At 68.7% G+C, this 22,878-nt stretch carries 18 protein-coding genes; 9 read left to right on the top strand and 9 right to left on the bottom strand.

Annotated features, from left to right (window positions below; genetic code table 11):
* The first annotated feature begins 3 nt into the window (after positions 1-3).
* Positions 4-240 carry a cysteine-rich CWC family protein gene (locus AC1DMS_RS21560; RefSeq protein ID WP_062363754.1) on the top strand — a complete coding sequence of 79 codons (237 nt, stop codon included), beginning with the start codon at positions 4-6 and terminating at the stop codon, positions 238-240.
* Here AC1DMS_RS21560 and AC1DMS_RS21555 read toward each other — a convergent pair.
* Positions 231-1,604, bottom strand: a complete 1,374-nt coding sequence (locus AC1DMS_RS21555; RefSeq protein WP_412510225.1) for a zinc-binding metallopeptidase family protein — start codon at positions 1,602-1,604, stop codon at positions 231-233. The genes AC1DMS_RS21560 and AC1DMS_RS21555 overlap by 10 nt on opposite strands.
* Before the next feature lie 133 nt (positions 1,605-1,737).
* On the opposite strand from AC1DMS_RS21555, the gene AC1DMS_RS21550 reads away from it, so the two are divergent.
* From AC1DMS_RS21550 to AC1DMS_RS21530, 5 genes are all read left to right on the top strand, one after another.
* Positions 1,738-3,231: a DHA2 family efflux MFS transporter permease subunit gene (locus tag AC1DMS_RS21550; protein WP_412510224.1), complete on the top strand. Its 1,494-nt coding sequence runs from the start codon at positions 1,738-1,740 to the stop codon at positions 3,229-3,231.
* A gap of 64 nt (positions 3,232-3,295) precedes the next feature.
* On the top strand, positions 3,296-4,435 hold the full coding sequence (locus AC1DMS_RS21545) for an ABC transporter substrate-binding protein (RefSeq protein WP_012745599.1): 1,140 nt from the start codon (positions 3,296-3,298) through the stop codon (positions 4,433-4,435).
* Between the two features lie 50 nt (positions 4,436-4,485).
* Entirely contained in the window at positions 4,486-5,253 is a 768-nt protein-coding gene (locus AC1DMS_RS21540) for a class II glutamine amidotransferase (protein ID WP_012745598.1), read from the top strand.
* A gap of 138 nt (positions 5,254-5,391) precedes the next feature.
* Entirely contained in the window at positions 5,392-7,653 is a 2,262-nt protein-coding gene (locus AC1DMS_RS21535) for a TonB-dependent receptor (protein ID WP_478181795.1), read from the top strand.
* Positions 7,653-8,954 carry a PepSY-associated TM helix domain-containing protein gene (locus tag AC1DMS_RS21530; RefSeq protein WP_478181794.1) on the top strand — a complete coding sequence of 434 codons (1,302 nt, stop codon included), beginning with the start codon at positions 7,653-7,655 and terminating at the stop codon, positions 8,952-8,954. Before AC1DMS_RS21535 ends, AC1DMS_RS21530 begins: the two co-directional genes overlap by 1 nt.
* Here the strand turns inward: AC1DMS_RS21530 and gshB are convergent.
* Positions 8,917-9,870: a glutathione synthase gene (gene gshB, locus AC1DMS_RS21525; protein WP_478181793.1), complete on the bottom strand. Its 954-nt coding sequence runs from the start codon at positions 9,868-9,870 to the stop codon at positions 8,917-8,919. The genes AC1DMS_RS21530 and gshB overlap by 38 nt on opposite strands.
* Positions 9,867-11,132, bottom strand: coding sequence for a benzoate/H(+) symporter BenE family transporter (locus AC1DMS_RS21520; protein WP_478181792.1), 1,266 nt, complete (start codon positions 11,130-11,132; stop codon positions 9,867-9,869). Before AC1DMS_RS21520 ends, gshB begins: the two co-directional genes overlap by 4 nt.
* 170 nt (positions 11,133-11,302) lie before the next feature.
* Between AC1DMS_RS21520 and AC1DMS_RS21515 the strand changes: the two genes are divergently transcribed.
* Genes AC1DMS_RS21515 through AC1DMS_RS21505 form a run of 3 tightly spaced genes read left to right on the top strand, consistent with a single transcriptional unit; the run spans position 11,303 to position 13,502 of the window.
* On the top strand, positions 11,303-11,743 hold the full coding sequence (locus tag AC1DMS_RS21515) for a hypothetical protein (RefSeq protein WP_018903989.1): 441 nt from the start codon (positions 11,303-11,305) through the stop codon (positions 11,741-11,743).
* Between the two features lie 10 nt (positions 11,744-11,753).
* Positions 11,754-12,677 carry a polysaccharide deacetylase family protein gene (locus AC1DMS_RS21510; protein ID WP_478181791.1) on the top strand — a complete coding sequence of 308 codons (924 nt, stop codon included), beginning with the start codon at positions 11,754-11,756 and terminating at the stop codon, positions 12,675-12,677.
* Positions 12,678-12,734: 57 nt separating this feature from the next.
* Positions 12,735-13,502 carry a GntR family transcriptional regulator gene (locus AC1DMS_RS21505; protein WP_478181790.1) on the top strand — a complete coding sequence of 256 codons (768 nt, stop codon included), beginning with the start codon at positions 12,735-12,737 and terminating at the stop codon, positions 13,500-13,502.
* A 45-nt stretch (positions 13,503-13,547) separates the two neighbouring features.
* Here AC1DMS_RS21505 and AC1DMS_RS21500 read toward each other — a convergent pair whose 3' ends face one another.
* The 6 genes from AC1DMS_RS21500 to leuS all read right to left on the bottom strand — a co-directional run bounded on the left by AC1DMS_RS21500 (position 13,548) and on the right by leuS (position 22,711).
* On the bottom strand, positions 13,548-15,419 hold the full coding sequence (locus AC1DMS_RS21500) for a potassium transporter Kup (RefSeq protein WP_026283919.1): 1,872 nt from the start codon (positions 15,417-15,419) through the stop codon (positions 13,548-13,550).
* Positions 15,420-15,593: 174 nt separating this feature from the next.
* Positions 15,594-16,904 carry a glutamate--cysteine ligase gene (gshA, locus tag AC1DMS_RS21495; RefSeq protein WP_012745589.1) on the bottom strand — a complete coding sequence of 437 codons (1,311 nt, stop codon included), beginning with the start codon at positions 16,902-16,904 and terminating at the stop codon, positions 15,594-15,596.
* A 121-nt stretch (positions 16,905-17,025) separates the two neighbouring features.
* Positions 17,026-18,321: a glutamate-5-semialdehyde dehydrogenase gene (locus tag AC1DMS_RS21490; protein WP_478181789.1), complete on the bottom strand. Its 1,296-nt coding sequence runs from the start codon at positions 18,319-18,321 to the stop codon at positions 17,026-17,028.
* A 133-nt stretch (positions 18,322-18,454) separates the two neighbouring features.
* The gene (gene holA, locus AC1DMS_RS21485) at positions 18,455-19,534 is read right to left on the bottom strand and encodes a DNA polymerase III subunit delta (RefSeq protein ID WP_478181788.1); all 1,080 of its coding nucleotides are present in this window, start codon (positions 19,532-19,534) and stop codon (positions 18,455-18,457) included.
* Between the two features lie 4 nt (positions 19,535-19,538).
* The gene (locus AC1DMS_RS21480) at positions 19,539-20,060 is read right to left on the bottom strand and encodes an LPS-assembly lipoprotein LptE (protein ID WP_278874030.1); all 522 of its coding nucleotides are present in this window, start codon (positions 20,058-20,060) and stop codon (positions 19,539-19,541) included.
* Positions 20,061-20,080: 20 nt separating this feature from the next.
* Positions 20,081-22,711 (bottom strand): leucine--tRNA ligase, encoded by a 2,631-nt coding sequence (leuS, locus tag AC1DMS_RS21475; RefSeq protein WP_478181787.1) that lies wholly within the window; start codon positions 22,709-22,711, stop codon positions 20,081-20,083.
* Between the last annotated feature and the right edge of the window lie 167 nt (positions 22,712-22,878).

Below are 22,878 nucleotides of genomic sequence, written 5' to 3'. Positions count from 1 at the left end.
GCGATGGAAACAGCCACCGCCACCATCGACACCACGCGCTGTCCGCTGTGCGGCGAGGAGAACCGCTGCGCGATGGAAACCGCGCGCGAAACCGGCCAGCCGCAGCCGCCCTGCTGGTGCATGGCGGCCGACTTCGGCAAGGCGCCGTTTGGGGCCCTGCCGCCGGCATCGCGCGGCAAGGCCTGCATGTGCGCACGCTGCGCCGCGGGGATAGCGGCGGCCGAGCCTCGTCAGGACTGAGCGGCGCCCTGCTGCTGGTTCTGGGCCTGCGGTACTGGCGCGGGCGCCGCTTGGGAAGCAGCTGCGGGGGCTTTTGCCTCCGGCGGCAGCGGCACGCCGGGCGACGCGGCTGCGGACATGCCGCGGTCACGCTGCTGCGTGATCACGCAGTGGATGAACTGCAGCTTGCCGACGGCCACGCGCGGCAGCACGAAGGGGTAGTAGTCGGGCTGGCCCATGCTGCGCGAAAGTTCGTTGAGCACGTTGGTGAGCAGCACCCAGCCGTTGAGAAAGTCCAGGAACTTGGCGGCGCCGGGATGCTCGGGCTGCCAGAGGTCTTCCGCGGTGAACAGGTCGGTCGCAAGCTCGACGTTGGTGGCGTCCACGCCAAAGCTCATCGCCGTGTCGGCGGTGTCGGCCATGTGCAGGTAGTGGGCCCAGGTCTCGGCCCAGTCTTCCCAGGGATGCATGCTCGCGTAGCTGCTCACGAAGCGGTTGGCCCAGTCGGGCGGCGGGCCCTGCTCGTAGTGCTGCTGGAGCGCCGCGGCGTAGTCGGCGCGCTCGTCGCCGAAGAGCGCGCGGAACCCGTCCAGCCACGGCGTGGGCTGCACCAGCAGGTCCCAGTAGTAGTGGCCGACCTCGTGGCGGAAATGCCCGAGCAGCGTCCGGTAGGGCTCGCGCATTTCGGCGCGGATGCGCTCGCGCACCGCGTCCTCGGCCTCTTCGGCGTTGAGGGTGATCACGCCCTGTTCATGCCCGGTCATCACGTGCGGGCCGCCCGGCATGTTGCCGAGGAAGTCGAAGGCCAGCCCGTGCACCGGATCGGCATGGCGGCTGACCACCGGCAGCCCGAGCGCGAGCAGCTGCGAGATGAGCCGGCGCTTCGCATGCTCGAGCTTGCGCCAGAGTTCGCCGTTGCTCTCCACCGAAAGATCGGGGATGGTGCGGGTGACGCTGCAGGCCAGGCAGTAGCCGGGCGCGAGGCCGTCGGTGTTGAACGAAGGGTCGTCGCCCTCGCGCGGGGCCGGCACCATCCAGTTGCAGCTGGCGGCGGTCATGAGGTTGGCGCAGCGGCGGTAGGTGCGGCCGTCGGGATTGCCGAACACGGTGAAGAGTTGCTCTTGTTCTTCAGGCTCGGCGCCGTCGGCTGCGCCGCCCTCGGCCTTGTCTTCGGCCTCGATCGGCGCCAGCGGCACCACGCCCAGGCGCTCGATCACGTAGCCGAGCGGCGTGCGGCAGGCCAGGCACTGGCTGTTGCGCAGGAACACAGGCCGGCCGCACTGGCAGCGGTAGGCGCGGCTCACGGTGGGCGCCGCGAGTTCGGAGGCAAGGTGGGAGGGCGCGCCCGGTTCGGGAGCGCTGGCATGGTCAGGTGGCGTATTCATGTCGTTGTTCTGGAAGGGCAGCGCGGGACAGCGGTGCATTGTGTGACGCGCAGGCGCCGGCTCCGCCGCGCAAAGCCCGATATGCTTGTAGGACGACGGACCCGCATCGAATAAAAAAGCGGGGCCCCCGCCCATGACCACCACTCCCAAGCCCGAAGCCGCTTCGCCGGCCCCGCCCTCCATCGGCACGCTGCGCGAACGCTACGGCCCGCGCTACCGCTGGTACCTGCTGCTCTCGGTGATGGTGGGCGTGATGGCGTCGATCATGTCCTCGACCATCGTCAACGTCGCAATCCCGGGCATGAGCCACCACTTCTCGCTGGGCCAGGAGCGCGCGCAGTGGGTGAGCTCGGGCTTCATGGTGGCGATGACGGTCTCGATGCTGACCACGCCGTGGCTGCTGTCGCGCTACGGCTACCGGCGCACCTACGCGGGCACGATGGTGCTGCTGCTCGCGGGCGGCGTGGCGGGCGGGCTGGCCAACAACTTCTCGCTGGTGCTGCTGGCGCGCGTGGCCGAAGGGCTTGCGGCGGGCGTGGTGCAGCCGATTCCGGCCATCATCATCCTGCGCGCCTTCGAGCCGCATGAGCAGGGGCGCGCGAGCGGCATCTTCGGCATGGGCGTGGTGCTGGCGCCGGCCATCGGGCCGAGCATCGGCGGCGTGCTGGTCGACCTGTTCGGCTGGCGCTCGATCTTCTTCATGGTGGTGCCGTTCTGCCTGGCCTCGCTCTGGCTGGCCTACCGGTTCGTGCCCACCACGGCGCCCGGCGGCGTGGCGGCCACGCGCGGCAGCGGGCTCGACTGGCGCGGCCTCGCGCTGGGCACCGTGGGCACGCTCTGCCTGCTGAACGGCCTGGTCGAACTGCGCGGCGATTCGCCGGTGCAGGCCGGCCTGCTGCTCGCGGCCGCGGTGCTGGCCTTTGGCGCCTTCGTCTGGTGGCAGCGTCGCTACGCGGCCGGCGGCGGCGAACCGCTGATGAACCTGGCGCTGTTCCAGTACCGCCAATTCGCCATGGGCAGCGTGGTCGCCTTCATCTACGGCACGGCGCTGTTCGGCTCCACCTACCTGCTGCCGGTGTACATGCAGGTCGGGCTGCAATTGTCCGCGTCGCACGTGGGCACCATCCTGCTGCCGGCAGGCATCGTGCTGGCCCTGACCATTGCGGGCGTGGGCCGGCTGGCCGACCGGCAGCCGACCTGGATGCTGGTGAGCATCGGCCTGGTGCTGCTGGCGGCTTCGTTCGCGCTGATGGTGGTGCTCCGGCTCGACAGCGCGCTCTGGCTGCTGGTGGCTTTTGCGATCATCGGGCGCATCGGGCTCGGCTTCATCCTGCCCTCGCTCAACCTCGGCTCGATGCGGCCGCTGGCCAAGCCGCTGATTCCACAGGGCGCCAGCGCGATCAACTTCCTGCGCATGCTGGGCGGCGCGGCCGGCGTGAGCCTGTGCGCCATCGTGCTCGAGTGGCGGCTGGCGGCGCATGGCGATTCGCTGGCCAACGCCGCGAGCAGCCCCGCGCGGCTGGCGGCCTTCGACGAGGTGTTCCTGATGCTGGCGGGGCTCTGCGCACTGGCCATCTGCGCGGCCTGGCAGCTTCGGCAGTCCGATCCGGCAAGGGTAAGCACTTAGTAATACTTAAGCACCCATCGTTTCTAATTGTTAGCATTTGTTAGCTAATGATGGGATGGGTTTCATGCAACGCAGAAGTTTTGTCGCCGGAACGGCGGTTTTCGCAGCGGGCCTGGCCCATCTCTCGTCCGCGCAAGCGGCCGAATCCGGGGTGACCGACACCGAGATCGTGCTCGGCAGCTCGGCCGTGCTGAGCGGGCCGCTCGGCTCGCAGATCAAGGTGGTGCACAACGGCGCCGCGCTGGCCTTCGACGCCATCAATGAGCAGGGCGGCGTGGGCGGACGCAAGATCAAGCTGGTGGCGCTGGACGACGAGCTCAAGCCCGAGAAGGCGGTCGAGAACTACGCCAAGCTGCTGAACGACCACCGCGTGTTCGCGTTCTTCGGCTGCGTGGGCTCGGGCACCACGGCCGCCGCGGCCAAGCTGCTGCAGCAAAGCGGCGCGCCCAGCGTCGGCGGCTACGGCGTGGGCGACAGCGCGCGCGAACGCGTGGCGGGCTCGGCCTACTTCGTGCGCGCCAGCAATGCACGCGAAGCGCAGGCGCTGGTCGAGCACCTGTCGACCATCGGCGTGAACAAGATCGCGATCGCCCACCTGGACAATCCCGGCGGCGTGGAGGCGGTGAAGCTGATCGAGGCGGCCATGGCCACGAACAAGCAGGCCCCCGCCCTGGTGGTGTCGGTGAAGGGCGACGGCTCGACCTCCGCGGCCGCCGGCAAGATGCTGGCCGACAGCCAGTCCCAGGCCGTGCTGATGTACCTGGCCGGCACCGTGGCCGGCGAGGTGATCAAGGCGACCTATGCGGCCGGCAGCAAGCCGATGTTCTACGGCATGTCGATCGTGCCGGGCGAGGTCACGGCCAAGGTGGTGCAGCTGCAGGCCAGCGGCCTGGCCATCTCGCAGGTCATGCCCTACCCCTGGGGCGAGGTGGAATCCGTCACGCGCGACTACCGCCGCCTGGCCGAGCGCGCGCAGGTGCCGGTGGGCTACGGCAGCTTCGAGGGCTACCTGAACGCGCTGGTGATGATCGAGGCGCTCAAGCGCACCGGCCGCGACCTGACGCGCGCGCGCCTGCATGCAACGCTGCGGGCGTTCAGGCTGCGCCTGGCCGGCATGGACATCGACTTCTCGACCGGCGCCAATGCCGGCTCGCGCTTCATCGAGATGGTGCGCGTCACGCCCGAAGGCCGCTTCGTGCGCTGAACCGGCGATGGGGTTCGCCGGGCGGGCGGCGCTCGCGCTCTAATAGCGCCATGTGCCAACTGCTTGGAATGAACTGCAACACGCCCACGGACGTGACCTTCAGCTTTACGGGCTTCGCGCAGCGCGGCGGGCGCACCGACCACCATGCCGACGGCTGGGGCATCGCCTTCTTCGAGGACCGCGGGCTGCGCCACTTCGTCGACCACATGCCCGCGAGCGAGTCGCCGGTGGCCGAGCTGATCCGGCGCTACCCGATCCAGAGCCGCAACGTCATTGCGCACATCCGCAAGGCCACGCAGGGCGCCGTCAACCTGCAGAACTGCCACCCCTTCGTGCGCGAGCTGTGGGGCCGCTACTGGGTGTTCGCCCACAACGGCGACCTGAAGGATTTCCGCCCGCGGCTGCACGGCAACTTCCACCCGGTGGGCAACACCGACAGCGAGCACGCCTTCTGCTGGATCATGCAGGAGCTGGCCAAGTCGCATGCGGGCGTGCCGAGCATCGAGGAGCTCACGCTCACGCTGCGCGAGCTGGCGCCGCAGCTTGCGGGCCACGGCACCTTCAACTTCATGCTGTCGAACGGCCAGGCGCTCTGGGCCCATGCCTCCACGCATCTCTGGTACGTGGAACGGCGCCATCCTTTCGTCACGGCGCAGCTGTCGGACGAAGACCTGGAGATCGACTTTGCGCAGCACACCACGCCGAACGACCGCGTGGCGGTGGTCGTGACCGCGCCGCTCACCACCAACGAAAGCTGGACGGCCTTCGCGCCCGGCGAGCTGCACGTGTTCGTGGACGGGCAGCTGGCGCCGTTCTGAAGCGGCCCTGTCCGGCAGGGCTTCGATTGACGACTTTCCCCTGACACTTTTCCGCAACATGGCGGGAAAGTTTCGAAATCATGGGCTTTGTTATCGAATAATAACGGTTCTCATTTGTATTACAGATTGAACCGTTCCATGTCCGCTGCTCCGTTTCCCCGGCTTCGCCCGACCGTGGCCGCCTCGCTGCTCGCCCTTCACGCCGTGGCCGCCCTTGCACAGACCACCGCGGCGCAGCCAGCCGCCTCGCCCTCGCCGTCTTCATCGAACGGCACGCTGGCCACCGTCACCGTCGAAGCCAGCGCCGACGCCTCGGCCGAGGGCCTGACCAAGCCCTACGCCGGCGGCCAGGTGGCGCGCGGCGGGCGCGTCGGCATCCTGGGCAACCAGGACATGATGAGCACGCCGTTCTCCGGCACCAGCTACACCCACGAGCTGATCCAGAACCAGCAGGCCCGGAGCGTGGCCGACGTGCTGCAGAACGACCCGACCGTGCGCGTGGCGCGCGGCTTCGGAAACTTCCAGGAGTCGTATTTCATCCGCGGCTTCATCGTCAACTCGGACGACATCGCCTACAACGGGCTCTACGGCCTGCTGCCGCGGCAGTACATCTCGTCCGAACTGTTCGAGCGCGTGGAAGTGTTCCGCGGTGCGAGCGCGTTCCTGAACGGCGCCACGCCCTCGGGCGGCGGCATCGGCGGCAACATCAACCTGCTGCCCAAGCGCGCCCCGAACGAGCCGCTCACGCAGGTCACGCTGGGCACGGCCAGCGGCTCGCAGGCCTATGCCGCAACCGACATCGCGCGCCGCTTCGGCCCCGACCAGAGCGTGGGCGTGCGCCTGAACGCCGCGCACCGCGACGGCGGCACGGGCGTGGACGGCGAAGGCGTCAAGCTCGACGTGCTCTCGGTGGGCCTGGACTGGCGCAGCCGCGATGCGCGCATCTCGGCCGACATCGGCCACCAGGAGCACCGCCTGCGCAACACGCGGCCCAACGTGACGCTCGGCAGCGGCGTCACGTTGGTGCCCAGGGCGCCCGACAACAGCACGAACTTCGCGCAGCCCTGGACCTATTCCTACGAGCGCGACACCTTCGGCTCGGTGCGCGGCGAGTACGACATCACGCCGGACATCACGGCCTGGGCCGCCGCCGGCGCGCGCAGCAGCTACGAGAACAATTCCCTCGCGGGCCCGACGGTCTCCAACGGCCTCACGGGCGCGGCCACGATGACCCGCTTCGACAACACGCGCGAGGACAAGGTCAAGACGGCCGAGATCGGCGTGCGCGGCAAGCTGCGCACCGGCGGCGTGGGCCATGAATGGGTGCTGGGCTATTCCTACTTCGATCTCGAGAAGAAGAACGCCTACGGCATGGGCCTGGGCGCCGGCGGCACGCTCAACACCGGCATCTACTCTCCGCGCAGCTATTTCCCGCCGGCGCTGACCTACCTGGGCAACGACCTCGCCAACCCCGCGCTCAACGGCACCACCACGCTCAAGAGCCTGGCCATCGGCGACACGCTGTCCTTCATGGACGACCGCCTGCGCCTGACGCTGGGCGCGCGCCGCCAGACGATCGAGACCGCCGACATCGGCTACCGCATCGTGAGCAACGGCCGGCAGACCGCCGCCGGCGGCACCGTCACCTCGTACGACCAGAGCCGCACCAGCCCGCTGGCGGGCATCGTGTTCAAGGCCAACGACCGGCTGTCGGTCTATGCGAACTACATCGAAGGGCTGGCGCAGGGCGAAACCGCGCCCGCCCAGTCCGGCGGCCAGCCGGTGCTCAACGCCGGCCAGCAGCTGCGTCCCTACGTCTCCAAGCAGAAGGAGGTCGGCATCAAGTACGACGCCGGCCAGGTCGGCGGCACCCTCGCCTTCTTCTCCACCGAGAAGCCGCGCGCCTTCGTGCAGGGCAACTACTTCTCCGCGAACGGCAAGGACCGCCACCAGGGCGCCGAGCTCAGCGTCTTCGGCCAGGTCAGCAAGGGCCTGCGGCTGCTGGGCGGCGTGACCTGGCTGGACGCCAAGCAGAAGGACACGGGCAGCAGCACCACCGACGGCAAGCGCGTGATCGGCGTGCCCAAGGCGCAGGGCAGCATCGGCGTCGAATGGGACGTGCCGGGCGTGCAGGGCCTCTCGCTCGACGGCCGCGTGGTGGCGAGCGGATCGAGCTACGCCAATGCCGCCAACACGCTGCGCGTGCCGGGCTGGACCCGCGTGGACATCGGCGCGCGCTACGTGACCGAAGTGAGCGGCAAGCTGCTCACCCTGCGCGCGCGCATCGAGAACCTGGCCGACCGCAACTACTGGTCCTCGGTCGGCGGCTATCCCGGCTCCGGCTACCTGGTGCTCGGCGCGCCGCGCACGTTCAACCTCTCGGCCACGCTCGAGTTCTGATGCGCGCCCTTGCAACCGCCGTGCACCGCTGGGCGGGACTGGCGGTGGCCCTGTTCCTCGTCGTCTCGGGGCTGACCGGCGCCGTCATCTCGTGGGACCACGAGATCGACGGCTGGCTCAACCGCAAGCTCTACGACACCGCGAGCCGCGGCCCCTTCAAGGATCCGTTCGAGCTCGCCGCCGCGGTCGAGGCGCACGATCCGCGCGCGCGGGTCGCCTACCTCCCGCTGGGTTTCGAGGAAGGCCACGCCGCCGGCTACTTCGTGCAGCCGCGCACCGACCCGGCGACCGGCAAGCCCTTCAGGCTCGGCTACAACCAGGTGTTCGTCGACCCGGTGACGGCCGAGGTGCGCGGCCGCCGCGACTCGACCGCGATCTCGCTCAAGCCCGAGACGCTGATGCCCTTCCTGCGCAAGCTGCACTACATGCTGCACGTGCCGGCGATGTGGGGCACCGACCGGCTGGGCTACTGGATCATGGGCACGGTGGCGCTGGTGTGGCTGCTCGACAGCTTTGTCGCGCTCTACCTCACGACGCCGCGCCGGCTGCGCCAGGCAGTGCATCCGGCGCACCGGCCCGCGGGCGCCTGGTGGCAGCGCTGGAAGCCGGCCTGGACGGTGCGCTGGGCGGCCGGCGGCTACCGGCTCAACTTCGACCTGCACCGCGCGGGCGGGCTGTGGATGTGGCTGCTGATCATCGTCATCGCCTTCACCTCGTTCTCGCTGAACCTCTACAAGGAGGTGTTCCATCCGATGCTCTCGCTGGTGTCGAAGACCACGCCGGGACCGTCGGCGCTGGTGCCGCTCGCGCCGCTGGGCACGCGCATCGAGCCCGCCATCGGCTTTCGCGAGATCGTGGCGCGGGCCGATGCCGAGGCGCGGCGCCGTGGCTGGACCACGCCGCTGGGCGGCGTGTTCTACAACGCGCGCGGCGGCTTCTACAACATCTCGTTCTTCGACCGTGCCTCGCACGACGACAGCGACGGCATGGGCCTGTCGAACCTCTACCTCGACGGGCGCGACGGTCACCTGATCGGCAGCAACCGGCCGTGGCACGGCACGGCGGCCGACGTGTTCGCGCAGCTGCAGCTGCCGCTGCATGGCGGGCGCATCCTCGGGCTGCCGGGGCGCATCCTGATGTCGGCCATGGGCCTTGCGGTGGCGATGCTGTCGATCACGGGCATCGTGATCTGGGCGCGCAAGCTGCGCTCGCGGCGGCTGCAGGACCGGCGCCAGCGCGAACCGGCCGGCGCGGCCCCGGCGCTCAGGCAGGACGCAGGGTTTTCTCCAGCGCGTCGATGAACATTGCCGGCACGTCGAAGCCGGTCTGCTCGGTGATCTCCTGGAAGCAGGTCGGGCTGGTCACGTTGATCTCGGTCACCGAGTCGCCGATCACGTCGAGCCCGATCAGGAGCAGGCCGCGCGGTGCGAGCGCGCGGCCCACGGTTTCGGCGATCTCGCGGTTGCGCGGCGTGAGCGGCTGCGCCACGCCCTTGCCGCCGGCCGCCAGGTTGCCGCGCACTTCGGAGCCCTGCGGAATGCGCGCCAGCACGAAGGGCGCCGGCTCGCCCGCAATGATCAGGATGCGCTTGTCGCCCTGCACGATGTCGGGCACGAAGCGCTGCACCATGATGGTCTCGGCGCCGTTCTTGTTGAGCGTCTCGACGATGGAGCCGAGGTTCAGCGCGTCCTGCCTCACGCGGAAGATGCCCATGCCGCCCATGCCGTCGAGCGGCTTCAGGATGATGTCGCCGTGCTCGGCATGGAAGTCGCGCACGGCCTGCGCGCTGCGCGTGACCAGCGTGGGCGTGGTGAACTGCGGAAACTCCATGATCGCGAGCTTCTCGGGATGGTCGCGCAGTGCGCGCGGCTTGTTGACCACGTGCGCGCCTTCGCGCTCGGCCTGCTCGAGCAGGTGGGTGGCGTAGATGTACTCGGCGTCGAAGGGCGGGTCCTTGCGCATGAGCACCGCGTCGAAGTCCTTCAGCGCCTTCGACTCGCGGATGTCCTCGCGGTACCAGGCCTTGCTGTCGCCGGTGAGCGTGATCTGCTGCACGTTGGCCGTGACCAGCCCGCCCGACACCCACTGCAGCTCTTCCGGCAGGCAGGCCGCGATGCGGTACCCGCGGCGCTGGGCCTCGCGCATCATCGAGAAGGTGGTGTCCTTGTAGATCTTGAAGTGATCGAGCGGATCGGCGACGAAGAGGATGTTTTTCATCTGGGAGTCTTTCCGGCGCCGGGTGTGGCCGCCATGTTGCTGCTGTCTGGCGCGATGTTGCCGGAAGCGGCGATGCCCTTGCCGGCGGAGGCCTTTGTGCGCCCGGCCTGCTGCACCGCGAGTGCGAGCGCGCCCGCCACCACGCCCCAGAAGGCCGAGCCGATGCCCGCGATGGCCACGCCCGAGAGCGTCACCAGGAAGGTGATGACCGCGGCCTCGCGGTGCGGCTCGTCGCGCACCGCGGCGGCCAGCCCGCTGCCGATGGTGCCCAGCAGCGCCAGGCCGGCAATGGCGGCGACCAGTTCCTTCGGAAAGGCCGTGAGCAGCCCGGTGACCGCCGCGCCGAAGAAGGCGATCACCACATAGAGCGCGCCGCAGCTCACCGCGGCCGTGTATCGGCGCGCCGGGTCTTCGTGCGCCTCGCGGCCCATGCAGATGGCGGCGGTGATCGCGCCCAGGTTCAGGGCAAAGGCACCGAAGGGCGCGAGCACCAGCGTGGCGAGGCCGGTTGCCGTGATGATCTTGCTGACCGGCAGGTCGCCGTAGCCCGCGGCGCGGATGGTCGCCACGCCTGGCAGGTTCTGCGAGGCCATGGTGACGATGAAGAGCGGCAGCGCCAGGCTCACGATGGCCTGCCAGCTGAACACCGGCATGGTGAACACCGGCCAGGTGAGCGAGAGCTGCACTGCGGAAACGCTCATCTCGCCGCGCGCGGCCGCAAAGGCGACGGCCGCCAGCAGCGTGAGCGGCACCGCATAGCGCGGCAGCAGGCGCTTGCCCACCAGGTAGGTGCCGAGCATCAGCAGCACCAGCGGCAGCGCGGTTCTCGCGGCGATGAACGCGTCGAGCCCGAAGCGCGCGAGCACCCCGGCCAGCAGCGCGGCGGCAATGGCCATCGGGATCCGGTTCATCACGCGCTCGAACCATCCCGTGGCGCCCGCCAGCACGACCAGCACGGCGCAGGCGATGAAGGCGCCCACCGCCTCGCCCATGCCATAGCTGCCGGCCGCCACGGCGAGCACCGCGGCGCCCGGCGTGCTCCAGGCGATCATCACCGGCTTGCGCCACCACAGCGACAACAGGATGGACGGCAGGCCCATGCCGATGCCCAGCGCCCACATCCACGAGGCCGCAAGCTCGGGCGTGGCGCCGAAGGCCTGCGCGGCCTGGAACACGATGGCCACCGAGCTCGTGAAGCCCACGAGCACCGCGACGAAGCCCGCAGTGAAGGCCGAGAGGCTCAGATCCTTGAAAAAACGCATCGGGCGATTGTGCCGGGGACGCCGCGGCGCCGCCCAGCCGACGGTTCCGCCGGCGCCCTCAAGGATTGTCGACAATTTCCACCAAGTTACGTCGACAATCGGCACGAGAATTGCTGCAGCACTGCCGTGCTTTCCGCCATGCGCCGCCATGGCCCCACGCTGGAGAACCCATGAACACGCCTGCTTCGCCCGATGCACCCCCATCGCCGCATCCTTCCACGCCCGCCGAGGTGGTCGACGAATTCCTTCGCCTCGTGATGATTCCCGACCCGCAATCGGCGTCGCGCTTCACCGCGCCCGACATCCGCATCCGCTTCACCGGCAACCGCGAGATGCAGGCACCCGGCGACACCTCGGCCTTCAATGCGAAGCGCTACGCCTGGGTGAAGAAGAAGATCGAGCGCACCGAAGTGGTGGCCGGCGGCACGGCCGAGGAAACCGTGGTCTACAGCCTCGGCACGCTCTACGGCGCCTGGCCCGACGGCACTGCCTTCGAAGGCAACCGCTATGTCGACCGCTACGTGGTGCGCCACGGCCTCATCAGCCGCATGGACGTGTGGAACGACAGCGCCGAATGGCTGCTGGTGCGCGCCGGGCTGGCGGTGCTGTGAGGCCGCGCGCATGACCGCACGCTGGCCCGGGCGGCTGCCCACGCACGGCCGCTTCGGCTACAGCCCGATCACGCGGCGGCCCGACTACGCCTGGCCGAACGGCGCACGGCTGGCCGTGTACATCGGCTTCAACATCGAGCATTTCGCGTTCGGCGACGGGCTGGGCGCCTGCATCGGCCCGGCCTCGCCGCAGCCCGACGTGCTGAACCACGGCTGGCGCGAATACGGCAACCGCGTGGGCGCCTGGCGCTGCCTCGAGCTGTTCGATGCGCTGGCGCTGCCGGCGGGCGCGCTCGTCAACACCGCTCTCTACGACCACTGCCCGGAACTGGTCCAGGCCTGCGTGGCGCGCGGCGACGAGCTGATCGGCCACGGCCACAGCAATGCGGAGCGGCAGGGCGCATGGGACGAGGCACACGAACGCGCCTTGCTCTCGGGCTGCCGCGAGCGCATGCAGCGCGAAAGCGGCCAGGCGCCGGCCGGATGGCTGTCGCCATGGATCTCGGAAAGCGCCGTCACGCCCGACCTGCTGGCCGAGACCGGCTACGGCTACACGCTCAACTGGTGCCACGACGACCAGCCGGTGCGCATGCGCACGCGCGGCGGCGGCTCGATCTGGTCGGTGCCGTATCCGCAGGAGCTCAACGACATTCCGATGATCGTGGGCCGACTCATGGACGCCAGGGATTTCAGCGCGATGGTGGTCGACAACTTCGACGAGATGCGCGAGCAGTCGCGCGCGCAGCCGCTGGTGATGGGGCTCGCGCTGCATCCCTACATCGTGGGCCAGCCCTATCGGCTGCGCCACCTGCGCACCGCGCTCGCGCACCTGGCCCGCGCGCGCGACCGCGGCGACATCTGGTTCACCACGCCCGGGGCGATCGCATCGCACATGCAGCAGCTTGCGGCGGACCGGCCCGCGGACTTTGCATAAGCCCCGGCACGCGCCGCACGCGCTCGATAATGGGCAGGTTCCCCCATCGACTGCGCCATGCCCCGTTCTTCTTCGCCGCCCAAGCCCGCCACCGCGCCGCGATCCACCCGGCGCAAGCTGCCGCCCACCGGCGGCGCCGCGGCAAAGAACGAGGGCAACGGCGACATCGAGGAACGCATCTTCCGCTCGGTCTTCGAAGGCGTGGCCAGCCAGCGCCTCGCGCCCGGCACCAAGCTGCCGGAGGCCTCGCTGTGCGAACTGTTCGGCGTGAGCCGCGCGCTGGTGCGCAAGGTGCTGCAGCGGCTCGCGCACGACCACATCGTGGAACTGCGGCCGAACCGCGGCGCCATCGTCGCCATGCCCTCGCCCGAGGAGACGCGGCAGATCTTCGAGGCGCGCCGCGCGCTCGAGGCCGCGCTGGTGCGCATGGCGGTGCGCAATGCCACGCGCGCCGAAGTCGCCGAGCTGCGGCGCCACCTGAAGCAGGAGCATGCGGCGATGCACCGCTATGCGCAGCCCGAGTGGGCGCGCCTGGCCAGCACCTTTCACCTGCGCGTGGCGAAGCTCGCGCGCAATCCGATCCTGGAGCGCTACCTGAGCGAGCTCATGTCGCGCTGCTCGCTGATCGTGGCGCTCTACGAGCCGCCCGGCAATGCATCGTGCGAACACGGCGAGCATGCGGACGTGGTCGATGCCATTGCGCGCGGCGATGCGGACGAGGCCGTGCGCCTGATGGAAGCGCACCTCCTGGTGCTCGAGAAGAACATCGCGCTCGACCGGCCCGCTTCCGGGCGCAGCCTGGGCCAGATGCTGGGACTGGGCTGAGCGGCGGCGGGCGGCCTGCCGCGGCAGGGCCCGTCGCCGTCATCATCAGATCTCGATCTTCGAGCCCAGCTCGACCACCGCGTTGTTCGGCAGCCCCAGGAACGCGGCGGCGCCGCTCGCGTTGTGGTGCATCTGCGCGAACAGCTTCTCGCGCCACGGCGCCATGCCGCTGCCCAGCGTGGGAATGACGACGTCGCGCGAGAGGAAGTAGCTCGTCGTCATGGGCTCGAGCTGGCAGCCGCGCATGCGCGCGTTGTCGAGCGCGCGCGGCAGGTCGATGTCGTTCTTGAAGCCGTAGTGCACGGTGACCTGCCAGCAGTGATGGCCGAGCGCCTCGATCTCGATGCGCTTGTCCATCGGTATCCAGGGCACTTCGTGGTTGCGCACGGTCACGAACATGTTCTGCTCGTGCAGCACCTTGTTGTGCTTGAGGTTGTGCAGCAGCGCATTGGGCACCACGCCGGGTTCGGCGGTGAGGAACACCGCGGTGCCGTCCACGCGCGCGGGCGGGCTCTCGAAGACCGAATCGAGAAAGGCCTTCAGCTCGATGGCGTCGGCGCGCTGCACCTCGCCCATCAGCCGGCGGCCTTCCTTCCAGGTGATCATCAGCGTGAACACGGCGCCGCCGATCACCAGCGGGAACCAGCCGCCTTCGAACAGCTTGAGCAGGTTCGAGGCGAAGAACAGGAAGTCGACCACGAAGAACATCGCGGTTGATGCAATGCACAGCGCCAGCGGCAGCTTCCAGGCGTAGCGGATCACGAAGAAGGTCAGGATCGTGGTGATCAGCATGTCGGTGGTCACGGCGATGCCATAGGCCGCGGCCAGGCTGCTCGACGAGCGGAACATGACCACCGCCAGCACGATGGCCACGAACAGCCCCCAGTTGACCAGCGGAATGTAGATCTGCCCCGCCGTGCGCACGCTCGTGTGCTCGATGTTCAGGCGCGGCAGGTAGCCCAGCTGGATGACCTGGCGCGTGACGCTGAAGGCACCCGTGATGAGCGCCTGCGACGCGATGACGGTGGCCGCCGTGGCCAGCAGCACCAGCGGAACGAGCGCCCATTCGGGCGCCATCATGAAGAAGGGGTTCTTCACGGCCTCGGGGTTCGCCAGCAGCAGCGCGCCCTGGCCGAAGTAGTTGAGCGTGAGCGCCGGCATCACGACCGTGAACCAGGCCACGCGGATCGGCCGCTTGCCGAAGTGGCCCAGGTCGGCGTAGAGCGCCTCGGCGCCCGTCACGCACAGCACCGTGGCGCCCAGCAGGATGAAGCTGGTGCCCGGGTTGTCCCACATGAACTTCAGCGCGAACCAGGGGTTCAGCGACTTGAGGATTTCAGGGTGGTGCAGGATCTGCGACACGCCGAGCACCGCAATGGCCAGGAACCACGCGAGCGTGATGGGCCCGAAGAACTTGCCGATGCCCGCCGTGCCGCGCTTTTGCACCACGAAGAGGCCGAACAGCACCACCAGCGTGACCGGCAGCACATAGTGCTTGAAGTGGGGCGACACCACTTCGAGGCCCTCGACCGCCGAAAGCACCGAGATGGCCGGCGTGATGACGCCGTCGCCATAGAAGAGCGAGGTGCCGAAGATGCCCACCAGCAGCAGCACGTGGCGCAGCCTGGGTTTGTCGGCCACCGCGCGCGAGGCCAGCGCCAGCATGGCGACCAGGCCGCCCTCGCCTTCGTTGTCGGCGCGCAGCACCAGCACCACGTACTTGATCGACACGATGACGGTGAGCGTCCAGAAGAACATCGACAGGATGCCGTAGACGTTTTCGACAGTGAACGGCAGGTGGCCGTGGCCGAACACTTCCTTGACTGCATACAGCACGCTGGTGCCGATGTCGCCATAGACGACACCGATGGCGCCGATGATCAAGGCGGCGGCGGAAGTGGATTTGGGAGGTGACACGAAGTCGATGGGAAAAAGGGAGGCTGCCCGCGCGTAACCAGACGTCACACGCACCGAGATGCTGCCGCGGTGGAATTTCCAGCCGCCGCGCGCACCCCTCCGCCCTTTTGTTTCCTTTGCTGTGGGGCCGCTATTTTGCCGCCGACCGGAGCCCGCGCAAGCCGCCCCGGAAAATCATTCGTAGATTTCGGCGTCCGGATCGGTGGCTTCCATCTCGTAGCTCGCGGCCACCATGGCCAGGCGGCCCACCACGCCATACATGTAGAAGCGGTTCGGGGCGCTCGCGCCGGGCTTGGCGCCGGGCTGCGGCAGGTGCGCGCTTTCGGAGAACGCCAGCGGCACGAAGCTCGCGCCCGGGAGCTTGAGGTTCTCGTCGGGCGCACGCTCGGCATGCACGCGGTAGAAGCCGCCCACCACGTAGCGGTCCATCATGTAGACCACCGGCTCGGCCACGCCGTTGTGCACGCGCTCGTTGGTCAGCACGCCTTCCTGCACGATCACCTCGCCGGGCTCGCGCAGCTCCCTGGCGGCCGCGCCCGCCTTGCCTGCCGGAGCGCTGCGCGGCTTGCCGACCAGGCCCTCGACTTCCTTCGCGTCGCGCACGGTGACCACGCCCGGGCCGTCGCCGCCGACATGGCCCTTGACGACGACGAAGGGCTTCTCGTTGATGCCGTATTCCTTGTACTTGCGGCGCACCTTGGTCAGCACCGCATCGACGTGGCTGGTCAGCACGTCGATGCCGCGGCCTTCGGAAAAATCGACGCCGTCGGCGCGCGCATAGATCGGGTTGATCAACCAGGGGTCGATGCCCAGCAGCTTGCCGAAGCGCTTGGACAGCTCTTCGTAGCTGTGCAGGTGGTTGCTCTTGCGCCGCACCGACCAGCCCGCGTGCAGCGGCGGCAGCAGGTACTGCTCGTGCAGGTCTTCCAGGATGCCCGGCGTGCCGGCCGTCAGCTCGTTGTTGAGCAGGATGGTGCAGGGATCGAAGTTCTTGAGCCCGAGGCGGCGCTTGCTGCGCACCACGGGCTCCAGGCACACGGTCTCGCCGTTGGGCAGCTCGATCTTCTTGGGCGACTTGATGGCCGGATCGATCGAGCCCACGCGCACGTTCAGTCCCGCCATGTGGAAGATCCGCACCAGCTGGGCGACGTTGGCGAGGTAGAAGGTGTTCTTCGAGTGGTTCTCGGGAATGACCAGCAGGTTGCGCGCTTCCGGGCAGATCTTCTCGATGGCGGCCTGCGCGGCCTGCACCGCCAGCGGCAGCATCTCCTTGGTGAGATTGTTCCAGCCGCCGGGGAAGAGGTTGGTGTCGACCGGCGCCAGCTTGAAGCCCGCGTTGCGGATGTCGACCGCGCTGTAGAACGGCGGCGTGTGCTCCATCCATTCGAGCCGGAACCAGCGCTCGATGGCGGGCGTGGAGTCGAGGACGCGCTGTTCCAGTTCGTTGATCGGGCCGGTCAGGGCGGTGACGAGATGCGGAACCATGCGGCGGCCTTGTTGGATTTGTACTTGAAAGGTAGAGCGGAATTGTAGGATTTGGGGATGGCCGCCCCAATGACAAGACTACGTAGAGCGGACTTGGTTCAGTCCGCCCGCTTCCGGTGCATCAGCTGCGCACTTCGCCCTGCCCGAGCACCACGTACTTGAGCGAGGTCAGCCCCTCGATGCCGACCGGCCCGCGCGCATGGAACTTGTCGGTGCTGATGCCGATTTCCGCCCCCAGGCCAAACTCGAAACCGTCCGCGAAGCGTGTGCTCGCATTGACCATGACGCTGGCCGAATCGACCTCGCGCAGGAAACGCTGCGCATGCACGTGGTCGCGCGTGACGATCGCGTCGGTGTGGTGGCTCGAGTAGCGGTTGATGTGCGCAATGGCCTCGTCGACCCCTTGGACCACCTTGATGCTGATCACCGCGGCAAGGTATTCCTCGGACCAGTCGGACTCCACCGCGTCGACGATCCTTGCGCCGGCACCGGCCAATGCCTCGTCGGCGCGCAGGATGCGGGCCGCCACCGGGTCGCAGCGCATCTCGACGCCCTTGGCCGCAAAGATGGCGGCGATCCGGGGCAGGAAGTCTTCGGCCACCGCGGCCGACACCAGCAGGCCTTCGGCCGCGTTGCAGGGGCTGTATTTCTGCGTCTTGGCGTTGTCGACGATGCGCAGCGCCATCTCGAACTCGGCCGTGTCGTCCACGTAGACATGGCAATTGCCGTCCAGGTGCTTGATGACCGGCACCTTGGCATCGCGGCTGATGCGCTCGATCAGGCCCTTGCCGCCGCGCGGGATGATCACGTCGACGAACTCGGGCATGGCGATGAGCTGGCCCACGGCCTCGCGGTCGGTGGTCTGCACCAGCTGCACCGCATCGACCGGCAGGCCGGCCTCGGCCAGCGCGCCGGACACCAGCAGCGCCAGCGCCTTGTTCGACTCGATCGCCTCCGAGCCGCCGCGCAGGATGGCGGCGTTGCCGCTCTTGATGGCCAGGCTCGCGGCTTCGATGGTCACGTTGGGGCGGCTCTCGTAGATCATGCCGAAGACGCCGATCGGCACGCGCATCTGGCCCACGCGGATGCCGCTGGGCTGCTGCTTCATGCCGATGATCTCACCGATCACGTCGGCCATGCCGGCGAGCTGCTCGCAGCCCTGTGCCACGGTCTCGATGACCTTGGGCGTGAGCTTGAGGCGGTCGACCATCGGCGCCGACAGGCCGGCGGCCGTGGCGCGCGCTAGGTCCTTCTGGTTGGCCTCGGCCAGCCCCGGGCCGGCTTCGCGCAGGCGCTTGGCCAGCGCCTTCAATGCTCTGTTTTTGGTAGCTGCATCCGCTCGGGCCATGAGGAATGCGGCGGTTTTTGCCTGCAGGCCGAGGGTCTGCATGTGCTCGCTGACGTTGAACGCGTTCATGCGGGCATTTTCCTGCATTTGGATCAACCCCAGGCTTCGCCCATTTGCCGGGTTGTCCCCTCTCCCTCCGGGAGGGGCTAGGGTGAGGGCCGCGGCACCCGAAAACGCGCGATGCGATGAAGGCCGCCGGCCCTCATCCCAACCCGGAGGGAGAGGGAGCGGGACCGGTGCTGCAGGCGCGGCACAGCATCAGCGCCAGGCGCTGCAGCGCCTGCCAGCCGCCGGCGGGCCAGTCGGGCTGCTTGAGCCCCTTGCAGATGCCGTCCACCACATGGGCCGCGCGCAGCAGGCGGGCCAGCATGCGGTCGTCCAGCCGCGGCAGCACGCGCTCGAAGGCGCGCTCGCGCGGGCCCCAGATGCGGTTCTCGCGCAGCGCCATGGGCAGCGGCCGGCCCGCGGCCATGGCGTCCTTCACGCGCTTGAGCGCGCGGATGTCCTCGGCGATCGTGTAGTGCACCAATACCTCGGCCTCGCCTTCGGCCTGCAGGCCGTCGAGCATGCGCGCCACGCGCTGCGGGTTGCCGGCCAGCACAGCCTCGGAGAGCTTGAAGACGTCGTAGCGCGCCACGTTGTTGACCGCGCCCTCGACCTGCTCCCAGCTCAGCTCGCCGGCCGGGTGCAGCAGGGCGAGCTTCTGGATCTCCTGGTGGGCGGCCAGCAGGTTGCCCTCCACGCGGTCCGCAAAGAACTGCAGCGTGCGCTGGCCTTCGTCGCCGGGCATCACGCGCTGGCCCTGCAGGCCCAGGCGCTGCGCGATCCACTGCGGCAGCGCGTTGCGCTCGATCGGGTCGACCTGCAGGCTCACGCCGTTGTTCTCGAGCGCCGAGAACCAGGCACCGGTGCGCGTGGCCTTGTCCAGCCGCGGCAGCATCACCAGCGTGAGCGTGCTGTCGTTGCCCTGCGCCGCCTCGGCCAGCTGCTGCAGCGCGGTGCTGCCGTCCTTGCCGGGCTTGCCCGAGGGAATGCGGATCTCGACGATCTGCTTGTCGGCGAACAGCGAGAGCGAACCGCCCGCCGCGAGCACTGCGCTCCAGTCGAAGTGCGCGCCGGCCACGGTGTAGGAGCTGCGCTCCGTATAGCCCGCCACGCGCGCCGCGGCGCGGATGGCATCGGCCGCCTCCTGCGCGAGCAGCGGCTCGTCGCCATGGATCGTGTAGAGGGACTTCACCCCCTTCTGCAGATGGGAGCCCAGCTGGGCACTGGCAAGTTGCATCCGCCTAGAGTTCCTTGACGGCCGCAAGGCGGCGCATCAGCTGCTGCGCGATGTCGGCCTGCATGTCGCGGTACAGCAGCTCGGCTTCGCCTTCCTTGGCGAGCGCGTTGGTTTCGTTGAAGCTCAAATCGCGCGTCTGCGACACCTCGCTGGGCGCGAGCAGCATCTTGCCGCCCGGCGTGCGCAGGCTGAAGCGAACGCGCAATTGCAGCTGCAGCTCGCGCAGCAGGCCGGCCGAATTGGTCGAGATCACGATGCGGTCGCGGTTCTCGCCGAGGATCTCGAGGATCGCGTCGGCGCTTTGGGTCTGATCGGGCGGCACCAGCGTGACGGTGCCCGCGGCGCGCATCTCGCGCCGCAGCCGGTTGATCAGTTCCGAATTGCCCGACAGCGACAGCGTCTTGAACGCGAACACCGGCGCCTTGCGCAGTTCGAACCCGCAGCCGGCCAGCGCGAGGCTCGCGCCCGCCGCAGCCAGGCCCAGGAGAAAGCCGCGGCGCGGCAGCGGGGCGTTGCGATTGTTCATGCTTCTATCGTTCGTTTCGTTCAGATGACCACGTTGACCAGCCGGCCGGGAACCACGATGACGCGCTTGGCCGGCGCGCCTTCGGCGAACTTGACGAAGTCGTCGCACGAGAGCGCGAGCGCTTCGATCTCGGCCTTGGAGGCGCCGGCCGGCACGCGCAGCGCGCCGCGCAGCTTGCCGTTGACCTGCAGCATGAGCTCGATCTCGTCCTGCTCCAGCGCGCCCACGTCCACCACGGGCCAGGGCGCATCGAGCAGGTCGCCCAGCTCCTTGTCGTAGCCCAGATGCTGCCAGAGCTGGTGGGCGATGTGCGGTGTGGCCGGATACAGGCAGCGCAGCAGGATGCCCAGGCCTTCGCGCAGCGCGGCGGCATCGCCGGCGCTGCCATCGGGCTTGAAGCCTTCGAGCGCATTCAGGAGCTTCATCGCGCCTGAGACCACGGTGTTGTATTGCATGCGCTGGTAGTCGTAGTCGACCTGGCGCAGCACGGTGTGCACTTCGCGCCGCAGCGCCTGGGCGGCCTTGCCGAAGGCCTGGCCGCCGAACGCCACCGGGGCCACGCCGGCCTGCGCCACGCCGAAGTTCCAGACCCGGCGCAGGAACCGGTAGCTGCCTTCGACGGCCGCGTCGTTCCACTCGAGCGTGGCCTCGGGCGGTGCGGTGAACATGGTGTACAGGCGCGCAGTGTCGGCGCCGTACTTCTCGATCAGGTCCTGCGGGTCGACGCCGTTGCGTTCGCTCTTGCCCATCTTGCCGACGCCGCCGTATTCGACCTTGGTGCCGTCCGCGGTGGTGCCGCCGACGATGCGGCCCTGCGCATCGAGCGTGGGCGTGACCTCCAGCGGCGGGTGGTAGTTCTTGCCGCCCTTCTCGTCGCGGTGGTAGTAGATGTGGTTGAGCACCATGCCCTGGGTGAGCAGCTTGCTGAAGGGCTCGTCGACCTTCACCAGGCCCAGGTCGCGCATCACCTTGGTCCAGAAGCGCGCGTACAGCAGGTGAAGGATCGCATGCTCGATGCCGCCGATGTACTGGTCCATCGGCATCCAGTAGTCGGCGCCCTCGGCGACCATGGCCTGGTCGTTCTTCGGGTCGCAGTAGCGCATGAAGTACCACGAGCTGTCGACGAAGGTGTCCATGGTGTCGGTCTCGCGCCGCGCGGGCTTGCCGCAGACCGGGCACACCACGCCGGCATGGAAGCCTTCGTGCTTGGCGAGCGGGTTGCCCGAGCCGTCGGGCACGCAGTCCGTCGGCAGCACCACGGGCAGGTCCTTCTCGGGGACCGGCACCGCGCCGTGCTCGTCGCAATGGATGATCGGGATCGGCGTGCCCCAGTAGCGCTGGCGGCTCACGCCCCAGTCGCGCAGGCGCCAGGTGGTCTGCATCTCGCCCAGGCCCTTCTGGGCGAGCGCATGCGCCACAGCAGCCACGGCCTCCTTGTGGGTCATGCCGCTGAAGTTGTCGGAGTTGATGGTGACGCCGCGCTGCTTGTCGCCGTACCAGTCCTGCCACTTGTGATAGTCGAAGTGCGGCTCGTCGTCGACCAGCACCACCTGGATGATCTCGATGCCGTACTTGTTGGCAAAGGCGAAGTCGCGCTCGTCGTGCGCGGGCACGCCCATCACGGCGCCGTCGCCGTAGTTGATGAGCACGTAGTTGCCCACCCACACCGGCACCTGCTCCTCGGTGATCGGGTGCTTGACGGTCAGGCCCGTGGGCACGCCCTTCTTTTCCTGCGTGGCAAGCTCGGCCTCGGTGGTGCCGCCGCTCTTGCACTCCTCGATGAAGGCCGCGACCTTGGGGTCGAGCGTGGCGGCATGCGCAGCCAGCGGATGCTCGGGCGCCACGGCGCAGAAGGTGACGCCCATGATGGTGTCGGCGCGCGTGGTGAACACGTACATGCGGCCGTCCTGGATCAGCTGGCCGCTCGCGTCCTGGATGTCGTGCGTGAAGGCGAATCGCACGCCCTCGCTCTTGCCGATCCAGTTCTCCTGCATCAGCTTGACGCGCTCGGGCCAGCCCGGCAGCTTGTGCTGGGTGTGCTCGAGCAGCTCTTCGGCGTAGTCGCTGATCTTCAGGTAGTAGCCCGGAATCTCGCGGCGCTCGACCGTGGCGCCGGTGCGCCAGCCCTTGCCGTCGATCACCTGCTCGTTGGCCAGCACGGTCTGGTCGACCGGGTCCCAGTTGACGACCTGCGTCTTGCGGTAGGCAATGCCCTTTTCGAGCATCTTGAGGAACAGCCACTGGTTCCACTTGTAGTAGCTGGGATCGCAGGTGGCGATCTCGCGGCTCCAGTCGATCGCCAGGCCCATGGCCTGGAGCTGGCCGCGCATGTAGTCGATGTTCTCGTAGGTCCACTTGGCCGGCGGCACGCCGTTCTTCAGCGCCGCGTTCTCGGCCGGCAGGCCGAAGGCGTCCCAGCCCATGGGCATCAGCACGTTGTAGCCGCTCATGCGCAGGTAGCGCGTGAGCATGTCGTTGATGGTGTAGTTGCGCACGTGGCCCATGTGCAGCTTGCCGCTGGGGTACGGCAGCATCGAGCAGGCGTAGTACTTTTTACGGCTCGCGTCTTCGGTGACGCGGTAGGCATCGGCGGCGCTCCATTGCGCCTGGGCAGCGGACTCGACGTCGCTGGGTTTGTAGCTGGGGTTCATGGCGGTTCGGCAAGACCCGGCGCGGGGTGGCCGGGGAGGACGGATTATCGCGCCGGACTAGACTCGCCCCCAGTCTTCGCGCACTTCGTGTCGCTGCGCCAACCCCCTACTGGGGGCAACAGCAGCGGCCCGGCAAAGCCGGTTCCGCGGTGTTTCGCGAAAAATGC

This window comes from Variovorax sp. 05T418 (assembly GCF_056396385.1).
This window is presented reverse-complemented; position numbering and strand designations above follow the sequence as displayed.